General features: G+C 56.2%; 23 protein-coding genes and 1 tRNA gene. 13 read left to right on the top strand and 11 right to left on the bottom strand.

Annotated elements, in window-relative coordinates; translation table 11 throughout:
- Window positions 1–417 precede the first annotated feature (417 nt).
- Together GBC55_RS27070 and GBC55_RS27075 are read right to left on the bottom strand one after the other, a co-directional pair.
- Window positions 418–810 carry a GFA family protein gene (locus GBC55_RS27070; RefSeq protein ID WP_162440674.1) on the bottom strand — a complete coding sequence of 131 codons (393 nt, stop codon included), beginning with the start codon at window positions 808–810 and terminating at the stop codon, window positions 418–420.
- Between the two features lie 59 nt (window positions 811–869).
- On the bottom strand, window positions 870–1349 hold the full coding sequence (locus GBC55_RS27075; protein WP_162440673.1) for a VOC family protein: 480 nt from the start codon (window positions 1347–1349) through the stop codon (window positions 870–872).
- A 288-nt stretch (window positions 1350–1637) separates the two neighbouring features.
- Between GBC55_RS27075 and GBC55_RS27080 the strand changes: the two genes are divergently transcribed.
- Window positions 1638–2168, top strand: coding sequence for a glyoxalase superfamily protein (locus GBC55_RS27080; RefSeq protein WP_162440672.1), 531 nt, complete (start codon window positions 1638–1640; stop codon window positions 2166–2168).
- A 554-nt stretch (window positions 2169–2722) separates the two neighbouring features.
- Here GBC55_RS27080 and map read toward each other — a convergent pair.
- Together map and GBC55_RS27095 are read right to left on the bottom strand one after the other, a co-directional pair.
- Window positions 2723–3502, bottom strand: a complete 780-nt coding sequence (gene map, locus GBC55_RS27090) for a type I methionyl aminopeptidase (RefSeq protein WP_162440671.1) — start codon at window positions 3500–3502, stop codon at window positions 2723–2725.
- Window positions 3499–3765: a ParD-like family protein gene (locus GBC55_RS27095; RefSeq protein ID WP_162440670.1), complete on the bottom strand. Its 267-nt coding sequence runs from the start codon at window positions 3763–3765 to the stop codon at window positions 3499–3501. Before GBC55_RS27095 ends, map begins: the two co-directional genes overlap by 4 nt.
- A 148-nt stretch (window positions 3766–3913) precedes the next feature.
- On the opposite strand from GBC55_RS27095, the gene GBC55_RS27100 reads away from it, so the two are divergent.
- The 3 genes from GBC55_RS27100 to GBC55_RS27110 all read left to right on the top strand — a co-directional run bounded on the left by GBC55_RS27100 (window position 3914) and on the right by GBC55_RS27110 (window position 7316).
- The gene (locus tag GBC55_RS27100; protein WP_162440669.1) at window positions 3914–4342 is read left to right on the top strand and encodes a nuclear transport factor 2 family protein; all 429 of its coding nucleotides are present in this window, start codon (window positions 3914–3916) and stop codon (window positions 4340–4342) included.
- A gap of 422 nt (window positions 4343–4764) precedes the next feature.
- Window positions 4765–6141, top strand: coding sequence for a cystathionine beta-synthase (locus GBC55_RS27105; RefSeq protein WP_162440668.1), 1377 nt, complete (start codon window positions 4765–4767; stop codon window positions 6139–6141).
- On the top strand, window positions 6138–7316 hold the full coding sequence (locus GBC55_RS27110; RefSeq protein ID WP_162440667.1) for a PLP-dependent aspartate aminotransferase family protein: 1179 nt from the start codon (window positions 6138–6140) through the stop codon (window positions 7314–7316). Before GBC55_RS27105 ends, GBC55_RS27110 begins: the two co-directional genes overlap by 4 nt.
- 43 nt (window positions 7317–7359) lie before the next feature.
- On the opposite strand, the gene GBC55_RS27115 is transcribed toward GBC55_RS27110, so the two are convergent.
- Window positions 7360–7815 carry a GNAT family N-acetyltransferase gene (locus tag GBC55_RS27115; RefSeq protein WP_162440666.1) on the bottom strand — a complete coding sequence of 152 codons (456 nt, stop codon included), beginning with the start codon at window positions 7813–7815 and terminating at the stop codon, window positions 7360–7362.
- A 634-nt stretch (window positions 7816–8449) separates the two neighbouring features.
- On the opposite strand from GBC55_RS27115, the gene GBC55_RS27120 reads away from it, so the two are divergent.
- From GBC55_RS27120 to GBC55_RS27135, 4 genes are read left to right on the top strand one after another with little or no spacing between them, the layout of a single operon-like run.
- On the top strand, window positions 8450–8944 hold the full coding sequence (locus tag GBC55_RS27120; RefSeq protein WP_162440665.1) for a hypothetical protein: 495 nt from the start codon (window positions 8450–8452) through the stop codon (window positions 8942–8944).
- Window positions 8911–9444: a hypothetical protein gene (locus GBC55_RS27125; RefSeq protein WP_162440664.1), complete on the top strand. Its 534-nt coding sequence runs from the start codon at window positions 8911–8913 to the stop codon at window positions 9442–9444. Before GBC55_RS27120 ends, GBC55_RS27125 begins: the two co-directional genes overlap by 34 nt.
- A 21-nt stretch (window positions 9445–9465) precedes the next feature.
- Window positions 9466–10407: a phosphotransferase gene (locus GBC55_RS27130; protein WP_162440663.1), complete on the top strand. Its 942-nt coding sequence runs from the start codon at window positions 9466–9468 to the stop codon at window positions 10405–10407.
- Window positions 10404–11558 carry an MFS transporter gene (locus tag GBC55_RS27135; RefSeq protein WP_162440662.1) on the top strand — a complete coding sequence of 385 codons (1155 nt, stop codon included), beginning with the start codon at window positions 10404–10406 and terminating at the stop codon, window positions 11556–11558. The genes GBC55_RS27130 and GBC55_RS27135 overlap by 4 nt, the downstream gene beginning before the upstream one ends.
- A 153-nt stretch (window positions 11559–11711) precedes the next feature.
- Here GBC55_RS27135 and GBC55_RS27140 read toward each other — a convergent pair.
- Window positions 11712–11786, bottom strand: a tRNA-Gln gene (locus GBC55_RS27140).
- A gap of 345 nt (window positions 11787–12131) precedes the next feature.
- Here GBC55_RS27140 and GBC55_RS27145 point away from each other — a divergent pair.
- Window positions 12132–12581: a hypothetical protein gene (locus GBC55_RS27145; protein ID WP_162440661.1), complete on the top strand. Its 450-nt coding sequence runs from the start codon at window positions 12132–12134 to the stop codon at window positions 12579–12581.
- 154 nt (window positions 12582–12735) lie between these two features.
- Here GBC55_RS27145 and GBC55_RS27150 read toward each other — a convergent pair whose 3' ends face one another.
- The 3 genes from GBC55_RS27150 to GBC55_RS27160 form a co-directional block, all read right to left on the bottom strand.
- Window positions 12736–13182, bottom strand: a complete 447-nt coding sequence (locus GBC55_RS27150; RefSeq protein WP_162440660.1) for an HIT domain-containing protein — start codon at window positions 13180–13182, stop codon at window positions 12736–12738.
- Between the two features lie 117 nt (window positions 13183–13299).
- A complete protein-coding gene (locus GBC55_RS27155) occupies window positions 13300–13680 on the bottom strand; it encodes a RidA family protein (RefSeq protein ID WP_162440659.1) in 381 nt (126 codons plus the stop codon).
- Window positions 13681–13899: 219 nt separating this feature from the next.
- Window positions 13900–15000, bottom strand: coding sequence for a polyamine ABC transporter substrate-binding protein (locus tag GBC55_RS27160; RefSeq protein ID WP_162440658.1), 1101 nt, complete (start codon window positions 14998–15000; stop codon window positions 13900–13902).
- A gap of 748 nt (window positions 15001–15748) precedes the next feature.
- On the opposite strand from GBC55_RS27160, the gene msrA reads away from it, so the two are divergent.
- Window positions 15749–16255: a peptide-methionine (S)-S-oxide reductase MsrA gene (gene msrA / locus GBC55_RS27165; RefSeq protein WP_162440657.1), complete on the top strand. Its 507-nt coding sequence runs from the start codon at window positions 15749–15751 to the stop codon at window positions 16253–16255.
- A 171-nt stretch (window positions 16256–16426) separates the two neighbouring features.
- On the opposite strand, the gene GBC55_RS27170 is transcribed toward msrA, so the two are convergent.
- The gene (locus GBC55_RS27170) at window positions 16427–17425 is read right to left on the bottom strand and encodes a bile acid:sodium symporter family protein (RefSeq protein ID WP_162440656.1); all 999 of its coding nucleotides are present in this window, start codon (window positions 17423–17425) and stop codon (window positions 16427–16429) included.
- Window positions 17426–17510: 85 nt separating this feature from the next.
- On the opposite strand from GBC55_RS27170, the gene GBC55_RS27175 reads away from it, so the two are divergent.
- A complete protein-coding gene (locus tag GBC55_RS27175; protein WP_162440655.1) occupies window positions 17511–18299 on the top strand; it encodes a helix-turn-helix transcriptional regulator in 789 nt (262 codons plus the stop codon).
- 193 nt (window positions 18300–18492) lie between these two features.
- On the opposite strand, the gene treS is transcribed toward GBC55_RS27175, so the two are convergent.
- The gene (gene treS / locus GBC55_RS27180; RefSeq protein WP_162440654.1) at window positions 18493–20559 is read right to left on the bottom strand and encodes a maltose alpha-D-glucosyltransferase; all 2067 of its coding nucleotides are present in this window, start codon (window positions 20557–20559) and stop codon (window positions 18493–18495) included.
- Between the two features lie 201 nt (window positions 20560–20760).
- Between treS and GBC55_RS27185 the strand changes: the two genes are divergently transcribed.
- Together GBC55_RS27185 and GBC55_RS27190 are read left to right on the top strand one after the other, a co-directional pair.
- Entirely contained in the window at window positions 20761–21267 is a 507-nt protein-coding gene (locus GBC55_RS27185; protein WP_162440653.1) for a sigma-70 family RNA polymerase sigma factor, read from the top strand.
- Window positions 21264–21517: FecR/PupR family sigma factor regulator (locus GBC55_RS27190; protein WP_247267021.1), on the top strand; the 254-nt coding region annotated here is incomplete at its 3' end. The genes GBC55_RS27185 and GBC55_RS27190, both read left to right, overlap by 4 nt.

Genomic DNA, 21517 nt, shown 5'->3' on the forward strand with positions numbered 1-21517 from the left:
AGGTTCTGCGCAGTGGGCAACCCGGCATGGATGCCGGGTTAGCCGCGCACGGCCATGGATGGCCGATCGCGGCGGGCCCACGGAGCAGGACCGGAGCGAGGGTATGCCGAGCCCAGGCGAGGCACCGGACGAAAGGGGCAAGAGCCCTTGGTTACTTGGGGCTTTTCCAAGTGACTCGCCGTAAGGGCGAAACCAATAGAAGCCATGACCGCAGGAATGGATATGTACACCGGCAAGAATCTCACCGCCGATCAGACCGCCATCGCGAGCAAGCTCGCTCCTACAGTTTGATCCGGTTACATCAGGAAAGAATCGGTCGGCTATCAGGCCGCCATCGCCGGCAAGCCAGCTCCCACACTTGATCGGGTGACATTCGGGAGAGAATGGTCGGCTGTCAGGCCGCTATCGCGAGCAGACCTACTCCTCCAGTCGACCCGGATCTTCACGATCGCGCTCATACCGTCTCGTCAACGGAAACGACGGTAACCAGGATTCACGCCGCACGATCCAGCTCTCGTAGGTCGGCGTGAGTTGGTCCGGTGCATCGAGGGACCCCAGGTTCACTTCGATTTCATCGTCGGTGCGCGCAAAGACCGAGGAGCCACAACGAGGGCAGAAAAACCGACCGGCGTAGTCCCGTGTTTCGCCCTCGATGGTCACCGCCTCCTGAGGAAATATGGCGCTCGCGTGAAACAGTGCCCCGTGGTGTTTGCGGCAGTCGAGGCAATGACACAGGCCCACCCGATAAGGCCGACCAATCGCCTCGAGGCGGACGTTGCCACACAGGCAACCACCGTTGAATCGCTCCATGCTGCACCTCCTCTGAAAACCTGTGGCATGTACGCGACATCGTGCGGATCAAGCGCCGGTCACCCCTTCAGAGCCGCCTCAATCGCCGCGACGTCGATCTTTTTCATCTGCATCATCGCTTCGAAGGCACGCTTGGCCGCCGCTCGATCAGGGCTCGCGATGGCCGTCGACAAGATGCGTGGCGTGATCTGCCATGACAAACCCCACTTGTCCTGGCACCAGCCACAGACGTTCTCCCTACCGCCATTGCCGATGATCGCGTCCCACAAACGGTCCGTTTCAGCCTGATCGTCGGTCGCCACCTGAAATGAAAACGCCTCGTTGTGTGTGACCCCCGACCCGCCGTTCAGACCGAGGCAAGGAATGCCCATCACCGTGAACTCGACCGTCAAGACATCGCCCTGCTTGCCCGCCGGATAATCACCCGGCGCCCGATTGACGGCCCCTACGGCACTGTCCGGGAACGTCTTGGCATAAAACGTCGCTGCATCCAGGGCCGTGCCGTCGTACCAGAGACAAATCGTATTTTTACTGATCATCTTGGTTCTCCAGGATAGAACTGAGACAACAATTCTAGCAGTGGATACGAAAATCCAATTGTAGGAACAAAGCTTGCTCCCACAGGTGACCAGGCATGCACACCCGTTCAGTGACTGGTGAAGATGTAGTTGTGGGAGTGATGTATCATCCGCCCGGGCCGATGCTGCCCGCCGCTCGCTTCCGAAAGGACAGGTGAAAGCATCTCTTCTCTCCAAATCCTGTTGATTCTCTTGAAGGTCGAGGTTTGGCAACGCGAGCACCCACATGCCTGGACCACAGGAGGAACAATGATTTCAATCGAGCAAGCCAAGCAGATGGCCAAGCGGTTGCGCACTTCGCTGGAAGGTCGCAATCAAGAGGTGTCCCACGCCACCGCGCTTGAAACAGTGGCGCAGCAGTTGGGCTACAAGGACTGGAACACCGCAGCAGCGCTGCTGCCACAGGAAAACGCCACGCCCGGAATAACGTTCGACAAAGCCATCCCGATTTTGCGGATGTTTGACGAGGCCAAGGCGCGTGAGTTCTACCTGGATTTCCTGGGGTTCAGCGTCGAATTCGAACACCGTTTCGAAGCCGATCTACCGCTGTACCTGGGCATCAGCCGCAACGGCCTGCACCTTCATCTCTCGGAGCATCATGGCGATGCGAGCCCTGGCTCGACGATATTCGTCCCGATGCAAAATATCGAACTGCTGCGGGATGAGTTACAGGGCAAACGCTACGGGTACGGACGGCCGGATATCGTTGAACAGGGCTGGGGAAAGATCCTTGAGGTCTACGATCCTTTCGGTAACCGGATCCGGTTCTGCCAAAGCTGACCTCGCCGTGCGGACTGGGTAACCCGGTCCGCTTCGGTCATCTTCAAGCAGTTGAAAAACCCGGTCGCTCCAGGCAAAGGTCAGAGAGCGTCCGGGCTCGCCCCTGACTCTGGCACGTTGAGAAAGGTGTTCCAGACCTCATAAGCATCGTGATGCCGTTGAGTTGCCTCTTCCCATGCGGGGCCAGATACACATCTGGAGGAAACCAGCAGCATCATGCCCATGGTAGCGGCGTCGAGTTCGATTAGAAGTTCGTGAGATTTGGTTCTGAAGTCGTCTACCGATGTCATTGAGTGCGCCCCGGGCGGATATCACCGCCATTGCGAAGCAAACCTCCACCGTTCATCGAGTGAATCCACCCCGGAAGATTCACTCCGTCTGACCGCCGGTACGTTTTTAGCTGCCACATAAATAGGTAGCAGCTGCCGAAGGCTGCGTTCGATTGCGAAGCAGTCGTAAAACGATTATGCAATGTCAGGTGAAAAACCAAGTTGCTGAATTTACGACTGCTACGCAATCGAACGCAGGCTTCGCCAGCTGCTACAGGTGTTGTGTCAGTCTGTATAAGGACTGTCCGGCCAAGGCGTCAACACCTGATAACCCTCGTCTGTGACCGCCACCATGTGTTCCCACTGCGCTGAGAGGGACTGATCCTTGGTGACCACGGTCCAGCCATCCGCCAGGGTTTTCACATGGCGTTTGCCGGCGTTCAACATGGGTTCGATGGTAAAGATCATGCCGGTCTTGAGCGTCATCCCCTGGCCGGGATAGCCATAGTGAAGAATCTGCGGCTCATCGTGATAAACCTTGCCGATTCCGTGACCGCAGTATTCGCGCACGACGCTGAAACCGTCTTTTTCCGCAACCGTCTGAATCGCGTGACCAATGTCACCCAGCGTAGCGCCGGGGCGAACCGTGCGAATGCCGGCCCACATCGCCTCATAAGTGGTGTTGATCAGCCGTAGTGCGTCCGGAGCGGGATCACCCACGCAGTACATGCGGCTGGTGTCGCCGAACCAGCCATCCTTCACCACGGCAATGTCGATGTTGACGATGTCACCATCCTTCAGTGGCGTCTTCGACGGGATGCCATGGCAGACCACATGATTCACGGACGCACAGACCGTTTTGGGGAATCCGTGATAGCCGACGTTGCCGGGAATGGCTTTCTGTACATTGACGATGTAGTCGTGGCAACGCTGATCAAGCTCGTCGGTCGTCACTCCCGCCTTCACGTAAGGAGCAATCATCGCCAGCACCTCGGCGGCCAGCATGCCCGCCACACGGGACAGTGCTATTTGTGCCGGCGTGTTGATCGGGACGTGCGCCTTCATTGCTTGGCTCCCATGGCTGCACGAACCTGATCTGCCCGAGGAAATTCCTCCAGCGTACCCAACGCCTTCAAATCAAGCCCCCCTGCCAGTTCGGCACGAATCAGCAAGCGACAGATGTCACTGTGATCAAGATTTGGATGGAGCTCCGCCAGCATGCCGATGCGCATCCAGTGCTCGGCCTGGGCATTGATCGAGCGACTCAACGCATCGCTGGCGACCCGAAGATTCTCGTGCATGTGGTCTGAAATTTTTACGATACCCACTGACTTGCCCTATATGAAATGCATATGAAACGTATATTAGGTATGAAGCCTGTGGATTGCAAATGTTCGGGCATCAACCCCCTGCCCTTTGAAGATCAGGGTTGGTATAACGTCAGGCTTCGCAGAACAACAAAAACAGGAGTCGAACATGTCCGAGCTAAACCTGCACCCCAACGCCTTGGCGTCCTTGAGCCAGTGGCACCAGATGATTGCCAACGCTGATTTGCACGCCTTGCCCGAATTGCTGGCACCCGACGTGGTCTTCCGCTCGCCGATGGCGCACACGCCCTACCCCGGTGCCGCCGTGGTGGCGATGATTCTCACCACGGTGTTCGACGTCTTCGAGGACTTCAAATATCACCGCGAACTGGCCACCGCGGACGGTTTGAATGTGGTGCTGGAGTTCAGCGCCAAGGTGAACGGAAAAGAGTTGAAGGGCATCGACATGATCCGGTTTAACGAACAGGGAAAAATTGTCGACTTCGAAGTGATGGTCCGACCGTTGAGTGGCTTGCAGGCGTTGGGGGAACAGATGGGGCAGCGGCTGGGGGCTTACCTGGCGGCGAGCAAGGCTTGAGTTTGGGGTAATTTGTTGAAAAATCGCAGCCTCGTTGCATTCGGCAGCGGCTACAGCGATCGGCGGGACGCGTTTTTGTAGCAGCTGGCGAAGCCTGCGTTGGGGCGCGAAGCGGCCCTGTTTTTCAAGCCGACATCACATTGTCCTAGCCAGCGACCGCTACGCAGTCGAACGCAGGCTTCGCCAGCTGCTACAGAGATCCACGTCTGCAGGAGCTGTGTAGGAGCTGTCGAGTGAAACGAGGCTGCGATCTTTTGATCTTTCTTCAACCCTGCCCCCCCCAACACAACCGGCCAGCCCTCCACAGTTGCGAATGACACCATCCCGACCTATGGTCCATGCCAGACGTCGCCCGTTTTTGGTGCGATGACTTGCAGCGAATTGCTGTCCATCCATTGCGAATTCAGTAGCGAGGTGACGACATGCCCAACGACTCCCGCCCTGCCGTGCTCGAACTGATCGGCAACACGCCACTGGTGCGTGTCAGCCGCTTCGATACCGGCCCGTGCACCCTGTTTCTCAAACTCGAATCACAGAACCCCGGCGGTTCGATCAAGGATCGCATCGGCCTGGCGATGATCGACGCCGCCGAACGCGATGGTCGCCTCAAACCCGGCGGCACTATCGTCGAAGCCACCGCCGGCAACACCGGCCTTGGCCTGGCCCTGGTCGGCCGCGCCAAGGGCTACCGAGTGGTCCTGGTGGTGCCCGACAAAATGTCCACCGAGAAAGTCCTGCACTTGAAGGCGATGGGCGCCGAAGTGCACATCACCCGCTCCGACGTCGGCAAAGGTCATCCCGAGTACTACCAGGACGTTGCCGCGCGCCTGGCTCAGGACATTCCCGACGCGTTCTTCGCCGACCAGTTCAACAACCCGGCCAATCCCCTCGCTCACGAATGCAGCACCGCGCCTGAAATCTGGGCGCAGACCCAGCATGATCTGGACGCCATCGTGGTCGGCGTCGGTTCCGCCGGCACGCTGACCGGATTGACGCGTTTTTTCAGCCGTGTGCAACCGGATCTCGAAATGGTGCTGGCCGACCCGGTGGGTTCGGTGATGGCCGAGTACAGCCGCAGCGGCACCCTCGGCACGCCGGGGTCCTGGGCCGTCGAAGGCATCGGCGAAGACTTTATCCCGTCAATTGCCGACCTCTCCAGTGTGCGCAAGGCTTACTCGATCAGCGACGAAGAAAGCTTCGACCACGCCCGCCAACTGCTGCGCGCCGAAGGCATTCTCGGCGGTTCTTCCACGGGCACCCTGTTGGCGGCGGCGTTGCGGTATTGCCGCGAACAAACCCAACCTAAGCGCGTGGTCAGTTTCGTCTGCGACACCGGCACCCGCTACCTGTCCAAGGTGTACAACGACCAATGGATGAACGATCAAGGCCTGCTGCAGTACAAACGCTACGGCGATTTGCGCGACCTGATCGCCCGGCGTTTCGAAGATGGCCGGGTGATCAGCGTCGGTCCGGACGACACCCTGCTCACGGCGTTCCAGCGCATGCGCCTGGCCGATGTCTCGCAGTTGCCGGTACTGGTGAACGGGCAACAACTGGTCGGCGTGATCGATGAATCCGACATCCTGCTCGGCATGCAGGAAGACGCGTCGCACTTTCGCATGACCGTCGCCAGCGCTATGACCGACAAGGTTCAAACCCTGCCGCCCGGCGCCGGCCTGGCAGAACTCCAGGCGGAGCTCGACCGCGGACTGGTGGCAATCATCGCCGACGCTGCGGGGTTCCACGGCCTGATCACTCGCGTCGACCTGCTCAATCATTTACGGAGATCCCTTGCATGAGTCAGCACGATGAAACCGCCCCGCCACATGCGTTTGCCACCCGCGTGATCCACGCCGGGCAGACGCCGGACCCGTCCACCGGGGCGTTGATGCCGCCGATCTACGCCAACTCCACCTACCTGCAACAGAGCCCCGGCGTGCACAAAGGTCTCGACTACGGCCGCTCACACAACCCGACGCGTTTTGCCCTGGAACGCTGCGTCGCCGACCTCGAAGGCGGCACCCAGGCATTTGCCTTCGCCTCGGGGCTGGCCACGATCTCCACCGTACTCGAACTGCTCGATGCCAATGCACACATCGTCTCCGGTAATGACCTCTACGGTGGCACTTTCCGCCTGTTCGACAAGGTCCGCCAGCGCAGCGCCGGGCACCGATTCAGTTTCGTCGACCTGACCGACCTGTCGGCCTTCGAAGCTGCGCTGCAGGACGACACGCGCATGGTCATGGTCGAGACACCCAGCAATCCTCTGCTGCGCCTCACCGACCTCGCTGCCATCGCTCGCCTCTGCCGTGCCCGAGGCATCATCTGCGTGGCGGACAACACCTTCGCCAGCCCCTGGATTCAGCGCCCGCTGGAACTGGGCTTCGACATCGTGCTGCACTCGACCACCAAATACCTCAATGGCCACTCTGACGTGATCGGCGGCATCGCCGTGGTCGGACAAAACCCTGAACTGGCCGAGCGCCTGGGCTTCCTGCAAAACGCCGTCGGCGCCATCGCCGGCCCGTTCGACGCGTTCCTTACCCTGCGCGGCGTAAAAACCCTGGCACTGCGCATGGAACGCCACTGCAGCAACGCACTGGAACTGGCGCGATGGCTGGAACGCCAACCGCAAGTCGCACGCGTCTACTATCCGGGCCTGCCGTCACACCCCCAGCACGAACTGGCACTGCGGCAAATGCGCGGTTTCGGCGGCATGATCTCCCTTGATCTGAACAGTGATCTTGCAGGCGCCAGGCGCTTCCTCGAAAGCGTACAAATCTTCGCCCTGGCCGAGAGCCTGGGCGGCGTCGAAAGCCTGATCGAACACCCGGCGATCATGACCCACGCCACCATCCCCGCCGACACCCGCGCACAACTGGGCATCGGCGATGCGCTGGTGCGCTTGTCAGTGGGTGTCGAAGATGTGGAAGACTTGCGAGCGGATCTGGCTCAGGCGCTGGCGCGGGTGTGACAAGCGTTCGGTAGCGACACCAGCGGGGCACCGAGCCGCCCCGCTACTTCATCAAACACTTGTGCATGATGATCGTGCGCTCGTCACCGTGAAACTCATCGCGGATTTTTCGATACCCCAACGAAGCATAAAAGCCCTCGGCAGTGATCGAAGACGGCACCCGCAAAACATCCAGGCCCGCGTCGATGGCCGCCACATGAATGACCGCCATGAGCTGGCGACCGATGCCGCCCCCTTGATAGAGCGGGTCGACAAATACGCTTCGTACAACGTCCTTATCCAGGCTGGCGGTTGCGACGACCTGTTGATCGACCGTCGCCACATAGACCTGACGCTGCGCCATCAACCCAAGAATCCCTTGCGGGGAAAAGCCCTGCTCCACGCGCGCGATGACGTCGGGCGAGTAATCCTGCGCGTTGGATTCACGCAGTGATCTGATCGTGATGAGGCTGACTGCTTCTGCATCATGGGCTGTTGCGAGTCGAATATGACAATCCATTGGGTGTGCCTCGCCCCGTGCTGTGCAGTTGACCCATCGTAAACGCCTGTGGTGTTGCGCGATACATTCAAGGCCAAGCTGCTATTAGAAAACCGGCGATGACGAGAACGTCGTCTAGCGCGCCGCTGGAATTAAATGAAACAACACCGGGGATTAAAGGACGTTTCCTACACAAGTTAAGGAATTGTCCTACTTGCACTTGATCGTTGTCATTCAACAGACGTAAGTAATTTCTGAAAAATCATTCAGCTCTTGACGCACTGTCTCAATCAGCAATAGTTTTGAATAACCAACAGCAGACAACGAAACACTTCACTACGCCGCAATTTAAATTTGGAACTTCCAACACCCATTTATCCAACGTGTCGTGCTGATCTTGATTGGTGAATAGGTGCGCAATCAACACGGAAGTGCCAACTGAAGGTGTGCTAACGAATCGCAAGCCATCCACGAAAAACTTTGTGCAAGGGGGACTCGCAACTCGCTGAAACGGAAAATGGTTAACAACCCAAAAGCTCACCGCAAGTTTTGACAACAAACAGAATACCAAGAGGGCTCTCGACTCGTAAAACAAAGCGCAGATGAAGAGCCCACCAATAAATTAACTGGGGCAGTACCGTTCAGGAGAACACATATGATATGCGTGGATCTGACATTCAAAGAAAAAAGTCGCACTCACCTACTAGAGATTCTTTTGAGATTAGAAATAAACCCCTATAGTGATTACGATTGTTTTGAAACGCAGGTTGACGATATTATTAAGAGTACTGGCATACCGGACGAGTTGTTGAGACTCTGCGAAGCCAGAAAATCAGTAGATATGTTTTCCAATCCCTATGTACTTCTCCACAACTGCCCAATAGACCCACAACTGCCCAATCTTGATTTCAGCTCTCCAGTGATCGACAAGCGGAAAAATAAACGCACCTTTGTCGCCGAAGGATTTTTATTGCTGTACGCAAAACTAATGTCTCAAGAACCTATCGGGTACATCAATGTCAATGACGGAGATGTTTTTCAGGATATCCACCCTATGGAAAGTCTTTCTGAAAGCCAGTCACAAAAAGCGTTAAAAAATATTTTTTCCACAAAGACTTGGCGAACCACTATGTCAGACCAGATTGGGTAAATATTATTGGCTTGCGTGGAATAACGGAAAATGAGGTTTACACCTGTTTCGCTTCCAATAAAAGGCTTCTTGCCGAATTACCTGAAGAAGTAAAAACCCAACTCAGGAAAACCGAATACAATACCCCTTTCGACGATCTGACCACTATCTCAGGGAATCTGGAAATGGGTGACGCGCCAAACCATCCCATTTTGGGTGGTGCGACCGAGTATGACATTCGCTACTTTGAACGCCGTACAGTCGGCATCTCTGAGCAGGCACGTAAAGCAATTAATATCCTTAATAAAACCTTACATCGAATAAAATTTCCGATTCATGTCCTTCCTGGAGTTTTTATAGGCTCTGCCAATAATGAATGCATTCACAACAAAGAGATAAGACTAATTAGCAACCCCTCAGAGCTAAAGCATCGCTGGCTAATGAAAACTGTCAATGTAAAAAACCTGGAGCAACACGCGAAGCATATAATACCAGGTAGAAAGCGCATCATCGCCGGGTAACTCAAAATCAAGGTAAAAAAAATGATTCCTATCCACAAAAAACTCTACGCTGACCTAAACTTGACCATTAAAGATATTGCTAACGTTGTTGATGGCGGTCTATTTAACAACGTACATCGCGTAACTCGATTAGACGAACATTTTTATATAAAGTCATTTACAAATGAAGCTAAAACCCAAGGATTTCCGCCACTGCCAACTTCTGCTTCGCAACGATACAATGTTGCCGTTCAATTACATAAGCACGCTCAAAAAGTAGTGACAGATCACGTTTACGTACCTAAATTATTAGCTTCAGACTCTGATAACAATGCAATTGCAATGGAAGGTGCCAAAGGGAAAAACCTTTACGATTATGTTGTAAACGACGAGACATTTAGCTTCGCGGTCGAACAGGCATCACACGTATTGTCTTGGCTAGGCTCATTACACAAGCTAAAAAACACAAACACTACATCTATGAATTTTAACAGTAAAGACTTCAAAAAATATAAAGCGACTCTTCAGTATAAAAACATGTTTGAATTTCTGCCCAGAAAAAACCTTGAGAATGCCAGCTTGTTCCTCGACGAACATATAAGTTTGAGAGATACGCTTTTACACGGCGACTTGAACACTCGCAACATTATAATCTGCGAGGATGGACGTATCGCTGTAATTGATTTTGAACAAGGTCAATTGGGTTGTGGCTCGCATGACGCAGCTTATTTAATCTCTGAATTAGTGATCGCCAGTTTTGTTGTCAATGAGGACACAGATGCATTGATCGATGAACTTTGGCTCTCATATGAAGCCATCCCTACTAACCCTGACAAGCATATGCGATTCAGGCGCCACCTATGTTTTCAAGTAATATACCGCTTAAAAGGACCATCTCGTAACATTTGGACAGAGCACTTGACTGATGGTACAAAAGCAAAAATTGAAAAGTGGTGTAGCCGCGAATTCAACAGCCGACTATGAGAAAGCCGTTAAGTTTATTAGCTATTTCTTACATAATCTTTTACTTTCCATCTGGACTTTTGAAAAGTTACCTTTCTCAATTCCTCGTAAATTCTGGATTATCGTATGGCATGGCCGGCATTATAGTTGGCTGTACTTTTACAATCAAAATCCTTGTCAACCCTACACTTACCTATATATCGGACCACACAAATGCAACGTATTTATTCAAGGTATCGTTTTCAGTAGTAGCAGCAATCAGTGTAGCCGCCTTATCTGTTAGTCAGTCCGTGGTACTACTGACGATATCTACCTGTGTTCTTATGGCATCACGCAATTTTTTTCAAAGCACGTTAGAAAGTACCGCGACCAATACCTCACAAAAAATGACTCGCAGTGGTTATGGTAGAGTTAAATTTGGCGGGTCGTTATCAGTCGCTGTTGGGACGGCCACGCTGGCGGGACTAAGTGCTGCGAACTTTTCTCCAGACTTGATATTTATCTCCATCCTATGCTCGTCCACCTTTTGCTTTAGTGCTGTAATGATTGCCACATCTAAAAAAACAACTGAAGCAAAACATCCCCGCACCTCATCACTCACATCCCAGACTCCCAGGCGAACTATACTGCTAATGTTCGCAGCGACGGCATTAATTATTGGATCGCAAGGAGCTTATTATTCGATTGGAACTCCTTGGCTAATGTTAATGGGATTATCCAACTCGCAGATTTTTATTGCCTGGACTATTGGCTTTGTCGCAGAGGCGCTGGTGTTTCGCTATTCAACCACTTCTGTTACTCGACACTACGAAAACGTCATTAAAATAGTAGCCATTTGTATTATTTTTAGAGCTTTTTTAATGTGGGCGTCGCCTGGCATGACACAAACTGCGGCCTCGTTCGTAATGCAAGGTATAACCTTCTCCATCCCACATGCCGCATTTATATTTTCGATCCGGCGCTACTTTTCCGAAAATTATTCAGCAACCGCCATTTCAGTATACTTTGCCGTAGCTCATGGTGTAGGCATTGCTATTATATCTGGTGTTTCCGGAATTATGTTGGAGCGTCACACCGAATTAGCGTGGGCGTTACCCGCAATATCTGGAACCATCGGCTGCGTTTTTTGGATGGCTTCGCATAAGGTTGCCAGCGAAAAAAAACACAACTAACAGATAATTCTTAATAAGCAAATAAACAATAAAAGATTTTGATTAAGCACAAAGAGCGCCTGAATATAAGTACTCAACATAGAGGGTTGTTCTATAGCCAAGGTGAGCGCGTGCTTTTCGACTGAGGGGCACATGAATGAAAATAAAGGAAAATGGCAGGGGCGGCTGGATTCGAACCAACGCATGGCAGGATCAAAACCTGCTGCCTTACCGCTTGGCGACGCCCCTGTATCTGTTGCGATGTGCGCGATGCACGGTGTTTCTGTGTCGCTGGTTTGTGAGCAACAGGAAGTGTTGCTGCGTTCGCTGTCAGCGCTGTAATGCCCTGTGCAGGAATGCGCGGAAATTTATCAACTTTCGCTTCGTCATGGAAGCCCAAAATCAGATTTTTTTCGTTTTAAAACAGTCGCTTGCCTCTACCACTATTGGCCAGGACACTCAACCAAAAAGTGCCAGCTGGTCATCCGGTGGGTCAGGCACCCAGCCAATTTCGCACGGGCACCACTTGGGATGCGATTAATGCGCTATACCGAATAGTTTCCCATTGCAGTTCTTCAACGTTGGAGGTTCGCAATGAAACTTGCAGGTTCACTGGCCCTCCTGATGATCACCGCCAGCATGGCGGGCTGCTCGACTTCATCAAACCATGGCGTGAATGTTCCGTTGGTTGCTACTCGGCAGAACACCGGGCAGATTGGGTCTGTCACGTTGACGAGCCAGGACAAGCAAACCGGACTCAGCTTTTTCATCAGCGGAGCGCCAAGCGGGGTGACGCTCCCCTTGCGCCTCTACACCTTCATCAATAAAGGCAGCTGCCAGCAACCTGGTCCGGTCGCCTACGCATTGAATGATCAGGTCAACACCCAACGCCAGGCCGTACGCGGCTGGACCATGTCCAGAACGGCACCTGTTGAGCTGTCGGTCCTGCTTTCCAATGAGCACTCCATACTCGTGCGAACCGCGCCGGAGAGTGGCAACGTCGATATCTTTTGCGGGGATATCAAGCAAGCAAGTGCGGGGTAGGTGAATTCTAGGTAGCCGCCCCCCCGAAAATCCCTGTGGCGAGGGAGTTTACTCCCGCTGGGCTGCGTAGCGGCCCCGTTCTTGTGCCAGAAAACCAGGGGCCTGCTGCGCAGTCCAGCGGGAGTAAACTCCCTCGCCACAGGGTATGTGCAAATCAGGGATTTACTTCGTGCTTTGCCAGCAACTCGGCAATTCTTTTACGCAGATCTCCGTGCATTTCCTCTGAGTAGGCGATCGCGGTTTTCCAGTCATAGAACCACACGGGCATCTTGCGTTTGTCGTCCGGCTCGGAGTCGTAGCGCGGAAAAATGTGGCAATGCAGCTCAGGCTCTGAATTGCCCAGTATCTCGTAGTTCATACGAAGTGCATCGGTGGCCTGTAAAACCGCGTCTCCGATGCGCGCCATATCGAGCAGGTAGGTCGCGCGGGCTAGTGCATCCAGATCGTTCAGGCTTGATACGACAGGATCGGGCAGCAGCAGGCAGTATCCAGGTAGAAACTGCACGTCGCCCATGACCGCCCAACCGGACGCCATTCGGCAAATGACCTTATCGTTTGTTCCGTTGCGTGCCATCTCTACACGTTGCGATATCAGAGGCATTACGGGTCCTTAGTAGTGCTATCCATGGCATCGAATGCACAGTCTGGGGCAGGCATTGCGGATGAACGCGGTCGGTGGCGCCGCACGCTGAGTGACGCCACGGACGAACACGCAGACTCAGCCCTTGGCTGCCATCGCGGTCACTTCCACGCGCATGCCTTCCACGGCCAGAGCAGCCACGCCAACGGCGGCACGAACCGGCCAGGGCTTGGCGAAGAAGCGTTTGTATACCTCGTTGAAGGCGGCGCGATCAGCCATGTCGGTGAGGTAGATGGTCAGGTGCAGGACGCGGTCCATGGAACTGCCGGCGCGCTCCAGCGCAACCTTGAGTGCCTGCAGGGTGCATTCGCTTTGCACTGTGATATCGCCCAGTTCCAGACTGCCGTCGGCACGGGTGGGGATCTGCGTGGAGACCAGCAGCCCGCCGAAACCGGTGACGTCGGACGAGATGGAATCCTCGTCAGGATCGGGGACGTAGGTGATGTCGTGGTTGGCCATGGGAATCTCTTGGTAAGGGGTCAATGGGTTGGCGGGCCGCTGAAAAAATGAATGCGGCGACGCCTTCTGCCGAGGCAGTTTACAACCCACATCGTCGAGTTCGCCATGCGCTCCGGCATCTTGCGTGTGTTGGGCAGCGGGCCGGGCCGCACGATCCCTTCTGATTGCGCCCTGCCCGACACCATTGCGCATCGACGCGCAACGGTGCGGGTGATGGCATTACTTGTCGGACTTGATGCTGGTCCAGACGCGCGTACGCACGCGTTCAAGCTTCTGCGGAAGGGGCTGCACGACATACAGCGTCTTGAGGGCTTCGCTGGTCGGCGTGAGGTTCGGATTGCCGGTGATGTCCTTGTTGATCAACGCTAGCGAGTCTTTGTTGGCGTTGGGGTAGCCGAGGAAATCACTGATGGGGGCGATGACTTTCGGGTCCAGCAGCGTGTTGAGAAACTCGTGGGCCTCTTCGACGTTCTTCGCGCTTTTTGGAATCGCGAAGGTGTCAAACCAGATCGGCGCGCCTTCTTTTGGCAAACGCCAATCCACCACCACACCGTTGCCGGCTTCTTTGGCGCGATTGCCAAACTGGTAGAAGCTGCCCGAGTAGCCGATGGCAACGCAGATATCACCATTGGCGATGTCGGTCATGTACTTGGCGGAGTTGAAGTAGGTGACGTAGGGCCGGATCTTCATCATCAGCGCCTTGGCTTTCTCATAGTCGTCCGGGTTCTGGCTGTTCGGATCCAGCCCCAGATAATGCAAAGCCAGGGGCAGGATTTCCGACGGTGAGTCGAGCATCGCCACGCCGCAGGCTTTGAGCTTTTCCATGTTCTCGGGCTTGAACACCAGGTCCCAACTGTCCACCGGGGCATTGTCACCCAGGGCCGCCTTGACCTTGGCCGGGTTGAAGCCGATCAGTACGGTGCCGTACATGTAAGGCACGCCGTACAGATTGCCGGGGTCATTCTTGTTCAGCAGTTTGAGCAATTCAGGGTCTTGATGGCTCCAGTTCGGCAGTTTGGACTTGTCGAGTTTCTGGAAAACCCCCGCCTTGATCTGGGTTTCGATGAATTGGTTCGAGGGCACCACCAGGTCGTACCCCGAGTTGCCCGTCAGCAGCTTGGCTTCCAGGGACTCGTTGGTGTCGAAGGTGTCCCAGGTCACTTTGATGCCGGTGTCCTTTGCGAAATCCTTGGGCACGGACGGCAGGATGTAGTCCGCCCAGTTGTACACCCTCAGCTCGCGCTGTTCAGCCTGCACGGCGCTGGCGAGCAGCGTCAGCCCACACACAGTGGCGCCCAGTATGCGTTTCATCGTGACCATGGATTTTCCCCAAGTGTGACGTTAGTACGACGGTTTTTATGTTCTGTACACGGCAGCGGTTTTGAAAAAAGCCAAGGGCAAGATTTTGGTTGTTATATCGCTGGGCGCTCGGCAACACGCGCTCTTGTTCGATTCTTGCTGACAGTTGGGGTTGATCACAGTGCGAGGTTGGCCAAAAGGAGATCGAAGTGGCCAAAATCCATGTCCGTATTTGGACGATCAACGATCTATTGCGTGCGGCGAAGATGGATCTCGAAGAACGAAAAAGCCCGCGCGAGGCGGGCTTGGAATTCGAGTAGGTGGCCAGTGCTGGTATCTGGCTTACAAGGTTTATCAGGACTCCCACACAAGCGTTTTGTGCGCTCGTGCTTCACACGGCATCAGGGCTGGATCTCAGCGCGGAGATCTTTCTAACCGTGTACCCTTCGGAACGCTGCCCCGCGTTTCCTCGCTATCCGCTTGCGCATCAGTCTGCGTCTTCACCTACAGGTTTGAGAATAGCAAAGCCCCCGCAAAAACGCGTTCGCGTTTTAGATTGATTCGGCCTGACATTAGAACTGCCGGAAGCAAGAAAAACCCACGCTTGTCCCGTCGTCTTTTTTCGGTATACGTGGGGTGAATCAGGCTCGTATAGTCGATCCACCATAAAGGGAAGCTACACCGACCCGTTCAACAGTCCGGCCGGTAATCAGTAGCCAATACGCGCCCTCTGAAAAAGCCCAATTTCACTAACGGGATGAACCGCAAAATGACGATGCAAACTGAAACTGCCATTCTCGCCGGAGGCTGCTTCTGGGGGATGCAGGATCTGCTCAGACGCTACCCCGGCGTGGTGTCCACGCGGGTGGGCTATTCGGGTGGAGACGTGCCCAACGCCACCTACCGCAACCATGGCACCCACGCCGAAGCGCTGGAAATCGTATTCGATCCGGATCAGATCAGTTATCGGCAAATCCTCGAATTCTTCTTCCAGATCCACGATCCGACAACGAAGAATCGCCAGGGCAACGATGTGGGAACCAGTTACCGCTCTGCCCTCTTCTACCTTAGTGAGGAACAGAAACGAGTCGCGGAAAACACCGTGGCCGACGCCGATGCGTCCGGCCTCTGGCCCGACAAGGTCGTCACTGAAATCGCGCCTGCCGGACCGTTCTGGGAAGCCGAACCCGAGCACCAGGACTACCTCGAACAGTATCCGAATGGCTATACCTGCCATTTCATCCGGCCCAACTGGAAACTGCCAAAACGCGAGTAATCCCCGATTCACGCATGACCCGTGGCGAGGGAGCTTGCTCCCGCTGGGTTGCGCAGCGACCCCACTCTTTTACCTGATAAAAGCAGGGGCCTGCTGCGCAGTCCAGCGGGAGTAAACTCCCTCGCCACAGGGTTATTGAGTGTATTCAAGGAATAGTTCGAGCGTCGGTGATCACGGATCCACCTGCCCCATCAGCTCGGCCACCGTTTCCGGGCGTTTGGCGTAACGCTGCGCCAGCACCGCGCAAACCATCAACTGAATCTGATGGAACAGCATCACCGGCAATATCAGCACACCAATGGTGCTACCGGCGAACAACACCTGCGCCATTGGCACGCCGGTAGCCAGGCTCTTCTTCGAACCGCAGAAAAGGATGGTGATGCGATCTTCCTGATTGAAGCCAAAAGCCTTGCCAAGCACCGTCGCCGCCACGATGACCAACGCCAGCAAGATGCAGCAAACAACCACCAGCCCCGCCAGTTCCCACAGGGGAATCTGATGCCAGATGCCCTCAGTCACCGCCTCGCTGAAAGCCCCGTAGACCACCAGCAGGATCGATCCCTGATCAACGAACCTCAGCCAGTTTTTATTGCGCGCCACCCAGGCGCCGATCCAGCGACGCGCGATCTGCCCGAGAATAAACGGAAACAGCAATTGCACGCTGATCTTCAGAATCGCGTCGAGCGTCGAGCCGCCATCGCCATGAACGTCCAGCATCAGCGTGACCAGCAAGGGCGTCAGGAAAATCCCGAACAGGCTGGACGCCGCCGCACTGCAAATCGCCGCCGGAATATTGCCCCGCGCCAGCGAGGTGAAGGCAATGGCCGACTGCACCGTGGCGGGCAGCGCGCAGAGGTAAAGCATGCCCATGTAAAGTTCATCGCCGATCATGGGCGCCATCAAAGGTTTGAGCGCCAAGCCGAGCAATGGGAACAGCACAAACGTCAGGCCGAACACCAGCAGGTGCAGGCGCCAGTGGCCAGCGCCGGCGATGATCGACTCGCGGGACAGCTTCGCCCCGTGCAAAAAGAACAGCAGCGCGATGGCACTGTTGGTCAACCAGCCAAAGCCGACCGCGACTTGCCCGCTGGCAGGCAGCACGCTGGCGATGATCACCACGCCGATCAAGGTCAGGGTGAAGTTATCGGGGAGGAAACGAGGGCGAGTCATCAGAGAGATATCCGGGGGTTGCCAAGGACGTGGGAACGACTCTAACGTGACTGGTGATGACCGACTAACGCCGATGAGCCAGCTGATGCCGCCAAAAGGACATGACAAAAGCGTAAGACGCAGTATTCCCGGGCTTCCAAGCCTGCCGAGACCTGTCTACGGACGTACCGAATCGCTGCCGAACCGTGCGCTGACCCGACGCCACAGCCACCCGTGGGTGCAATTGTCGTACGCGATCCAGGGCGTGCTTGAAGTGCAAACCAGTGCCGGACGCTTCGTTGCTCCGCCCGAGCGTGCGGTGTGGATTCCGGCGGGCATGCCGCACCGGGTCTTCAGTTCGCCGCGCACGGAAATGCGCAGCCTGTACCTCGATTGCAGCGTCACGGCCTGGGCGCCGCAGCGCTGCCATGTCCTCGGCGTCAGCAATCTGCTGCGGGAGCTGATCCACGCGTTCAGCAAGATCCCGGTGGAGTATGAGCAGGATGGCGCGCAGGGACGGCTGACGCAGGTGCTGCTGGATCAGCTGGCCGAGGCACCCCAGATAGACTTGATGTTGCCACTGCCCCAGGACAGCCGATTGCGGCAGATTTATCACAGCCTGCAACTGCACCCGGAACAACAGACGACGCTGGCTCACTGGAGCCAGAAATTCGACGTGAGCGAGAAAACCCTGAGCCGATTGTTCCTGCGCGACACCGGCCTGACGTTCCGCGCATGGCGCCAACGCTTGCGCCTGCTCGGCGCCCTGACGCCCCTGGAACAGGGCGCGCGGGTTACCGATGTGTCACTGGCCTGCGGGTATGATTCAACCTCGGCGTTTATCGCAGCGTTCCGGCAACAGTTTGGTGATACGCCAGGGGAGTTTTTTCGATAGAGAAAACACTCAACAGCAGCCAAACCGGGTACCTGACACACCGCCATCACAAGCAATCCGACACCCTGTAGGAGCTGCCGAGAGAAACGAGGCTGCGATCTTTTGATCTTGACCTTCCCAAACTGCAAACACAGCAAGATCAAAAGATCGCAGCCTTCGGCAGCTCCTACAGGTCGGGGTATCCCACAGGCCGCTAAATCATCGGCGAACTGCTGACTACCCGCAGTGCCAGGCCTTCATACGCATCCAGCGTAATGGTGAACTCACCCTCGTCTGTCAGGTCGCCTTCCACCCGCTCGTTGATGATATCGACCACCGGCCCCGGCGCGATATTGGGAAGGTGCAAGGTTTCGGTGATCGGCGTCGAACCGAAATTCAGCGCGGTGATTTGCGTACCTTTGCCGGCCGGCAGTTCGTGAACCATGATCAACAGACCGGGGTGCTGCACGTCCGGCACGAGGATCTGGCGACTGGCGGCAATGTCATAAGCGCGGCGCGCGGCGAGGATTTTTTTCAGCTGCGAGGCAAACGAATCCGGGTCCTTCAATTGGGTCGGCAAGCTGCCGTACAAGGTCTTGGGACGGGGCATCTGACCCGCCGACAATGGCGCGTCCGGGTTGAGGTCCACCAGATCGTAGGCACCGCGATGAATCCACCGGGTATCGCCATCGAGCATCAGGTCCGCGACCTGTTCTGCCGGCAATGGCAATGCACCGACCAGGTCCCAACCCGACAAGGCAAACACCCCCGGCTGCATGGCGTTGTACATCACCAACAGCAGGTGCACCTGACGAATTTGCTGGATATCCGCGTCCGTGATCGCGTCGAGATCGCGAATCCCCAGTGCCGCAGTGATGATGCTGGCGGTGGTGCACGACACGCCGTTGGTGACGAATTTCAGGTTGTAGGGTGCATGCTCCCCGGCGAGACGTTCGTACATCTGCTCGCGAATGTGTTCGCGCAAGATGCTGCCGGGAAAGGTTTGCCCCTGATACAGGTAGGTGTCATGGGCGTGCAGCGTCCAGAAATGCACCAGTTCGAGGGTCAGCTCATCGTGGTTTTGCAACGCGTGGATCAGCGAGCCCGGATCGATGCCCAGGGTGTGCATCTGGCGCAGCATCAAGCGCAGGAATTCGGTATCGCCCATCAGCAAGGCATGCTGGTAGGCCGGGCGAGTGATGAAGTCATAAGACAGGTCGGCGCCGCCGTGGGACATGGCGGCAATGTCGTCGACCGTCAGGTTCAGCTCCTGAAAACTGAAGCCGCCGGCCTTGCGAATGGCACCGGCCAGCAACTGGTTACCGGTGATCGACAACGGGTGGCTTTCCGACCAGGCGGTGCCATCGAGCTTGCGCTCCACGCCAAGAAAGCCGTTGGCGTCCAGACGCAGGATCTTCGCGCCCATCACGTCGATGGCATGCAGTGCGTCGCCGATGATCATCTGCTGCGCGGCGAACGTCGGGTCCAGCCAGTTCAACGACGGCTGCCCTTCCTTGAAGTAATGCAGGTACACCCAGCGCCGCGGCTTGCCGTCGACGCCGATCACCACCGGCGTCGCGCTCCAGTCGGTTTCCTTGACTCCGGGCTCGAAGAAAATCACCCGTTGCAACTGACCGACGATGTAATGCTTGTCCCGCAGGATGTCGACCTGCTGCGGGCTGAGGTTCTGCGCATCGCGACCTTCGGCAATGTCCGGCAGCAGCGGCCAGTCCTCCTCCCGAATTTCCACCATGTGGTAGAGACCCGGGTAGTCCTCATACGCCATCTCGGCCAGTCGGAAATCCGCGCCTTTGCCGGTGTGGGACGGAATCACGTCGTCGATGATCACGGCGTTGTGCGCGGCGGCCATGCGGGTCAGGGCCTGCAACTGCGCCTCGGTGCCCAGCTGGGGGTCGATCTCGAAACTGATACGGTCGAAATTGCCATCGATGGTCGGTGTCTGCTCCGTGCCTCGCAAACCGCCCGACATCTTCAGCGGACCATTGTGAATGCCCTGGATGCCGATTCTCGACAGCGCATGCCACAGGGTTTCATCGCCCAACGCCTCAAGCACGGTACCGTCTTCGCGAGTGATGATGGACGCCGGATACGCGGTGAACCACACCGATGCCAGCGCCGACGCATCCCGAGGCCGGGTATGGGCGTAGGGCTGCTGCCACAGGCGACCCTGCCCCGAGTAGAGCTTGGCCCGCTGTCGTGCCGCGTGCAGCATCGATTGTTCTACCAGCCAGGACACATGGTTTTTTTCCGCCGCCGTCATAAAACAATCACCTGTAGTCTGGGTTCAAAATCGCACTCGGCCATCTCGTTTCAATGGCACCGCTCGTCTTCATATGAGGCCCTCACGGGGCATTCGTTGCATCCCTGAAGCCGACCATTGCCACTATCGAGTGATTGCAGTCGCCACCATCCCACAGGTAGTATTGAGAGCGATTCTCACTCACATCTGGAAAGCCGACCGGTGCAACCCTCTTCGACCCGCAAGCTGGGCTTCTTTTTCAGCGACCATCACCGCTGGCTGCTGCAGCATATCCAGCAGCGCCTGCGCAATCACGCGGACGCCGAGGACACCGCCGCCGACACCTTTTGCCAGTTGCTGGCGGCGCGGGTTGATCCCGACAGCATCGAACAACCTCGTGCGTATTTGTCGACCATCGCCCGGCGACTGATTTTCGATCGTCATCGGCGCCGCAAGCTCGAGCTGGCCTATGTCGAGCGCCTGTCCTTGCTGCCCGAAGCGCTGGCCCCCTCCCCCGAAGAACAACTGCTGCTGATCGAAGCGCTGGTCGCCATCGACCGGGCCATCGATGGCTTGCCACAGGTCGTCAAGGCCACCTTCCTCTACAGCCAGCTGGACGGCCTGAGCTACGTGGCCATCGCGCAGAAACTGGGGCTGTCGGAGCGCACGGTCAGCCGCTACATGAAACAAGCCCTGCGTCAGTGCTACCTGAGTGAGTTGACACCATGAGCACTCGGCGCCTGGACCCTGTCAGCGAGCAGGCCATCGACTGGATGGTCAAGCTGCGTGCCGCGACGCCCGATGCCGCCTTGCAAGCGCGCTTCAATACCTGGCTGGGAGCAGACCCCGCGCACCTGCAGGCCTGGACGACCTTGCAGGAACGCCTTGGCGGGTCCTTCAACACCGTCCGCACCCTGGACCGGCGCCTGCCCGGCCAGGCCGGTGAAGCCCGGCAAATCCTGCTTCAGCCCCACGGATC

Source organism: Pseudomonas sp. TNT3 (assembly GCF_010095445.2).
Lineage (GTDB): Bacteria > Pseudomonadota > Gammaproteobacteria > Pseudomonadales > Pseudomonadaceae > Aquipseudomonas.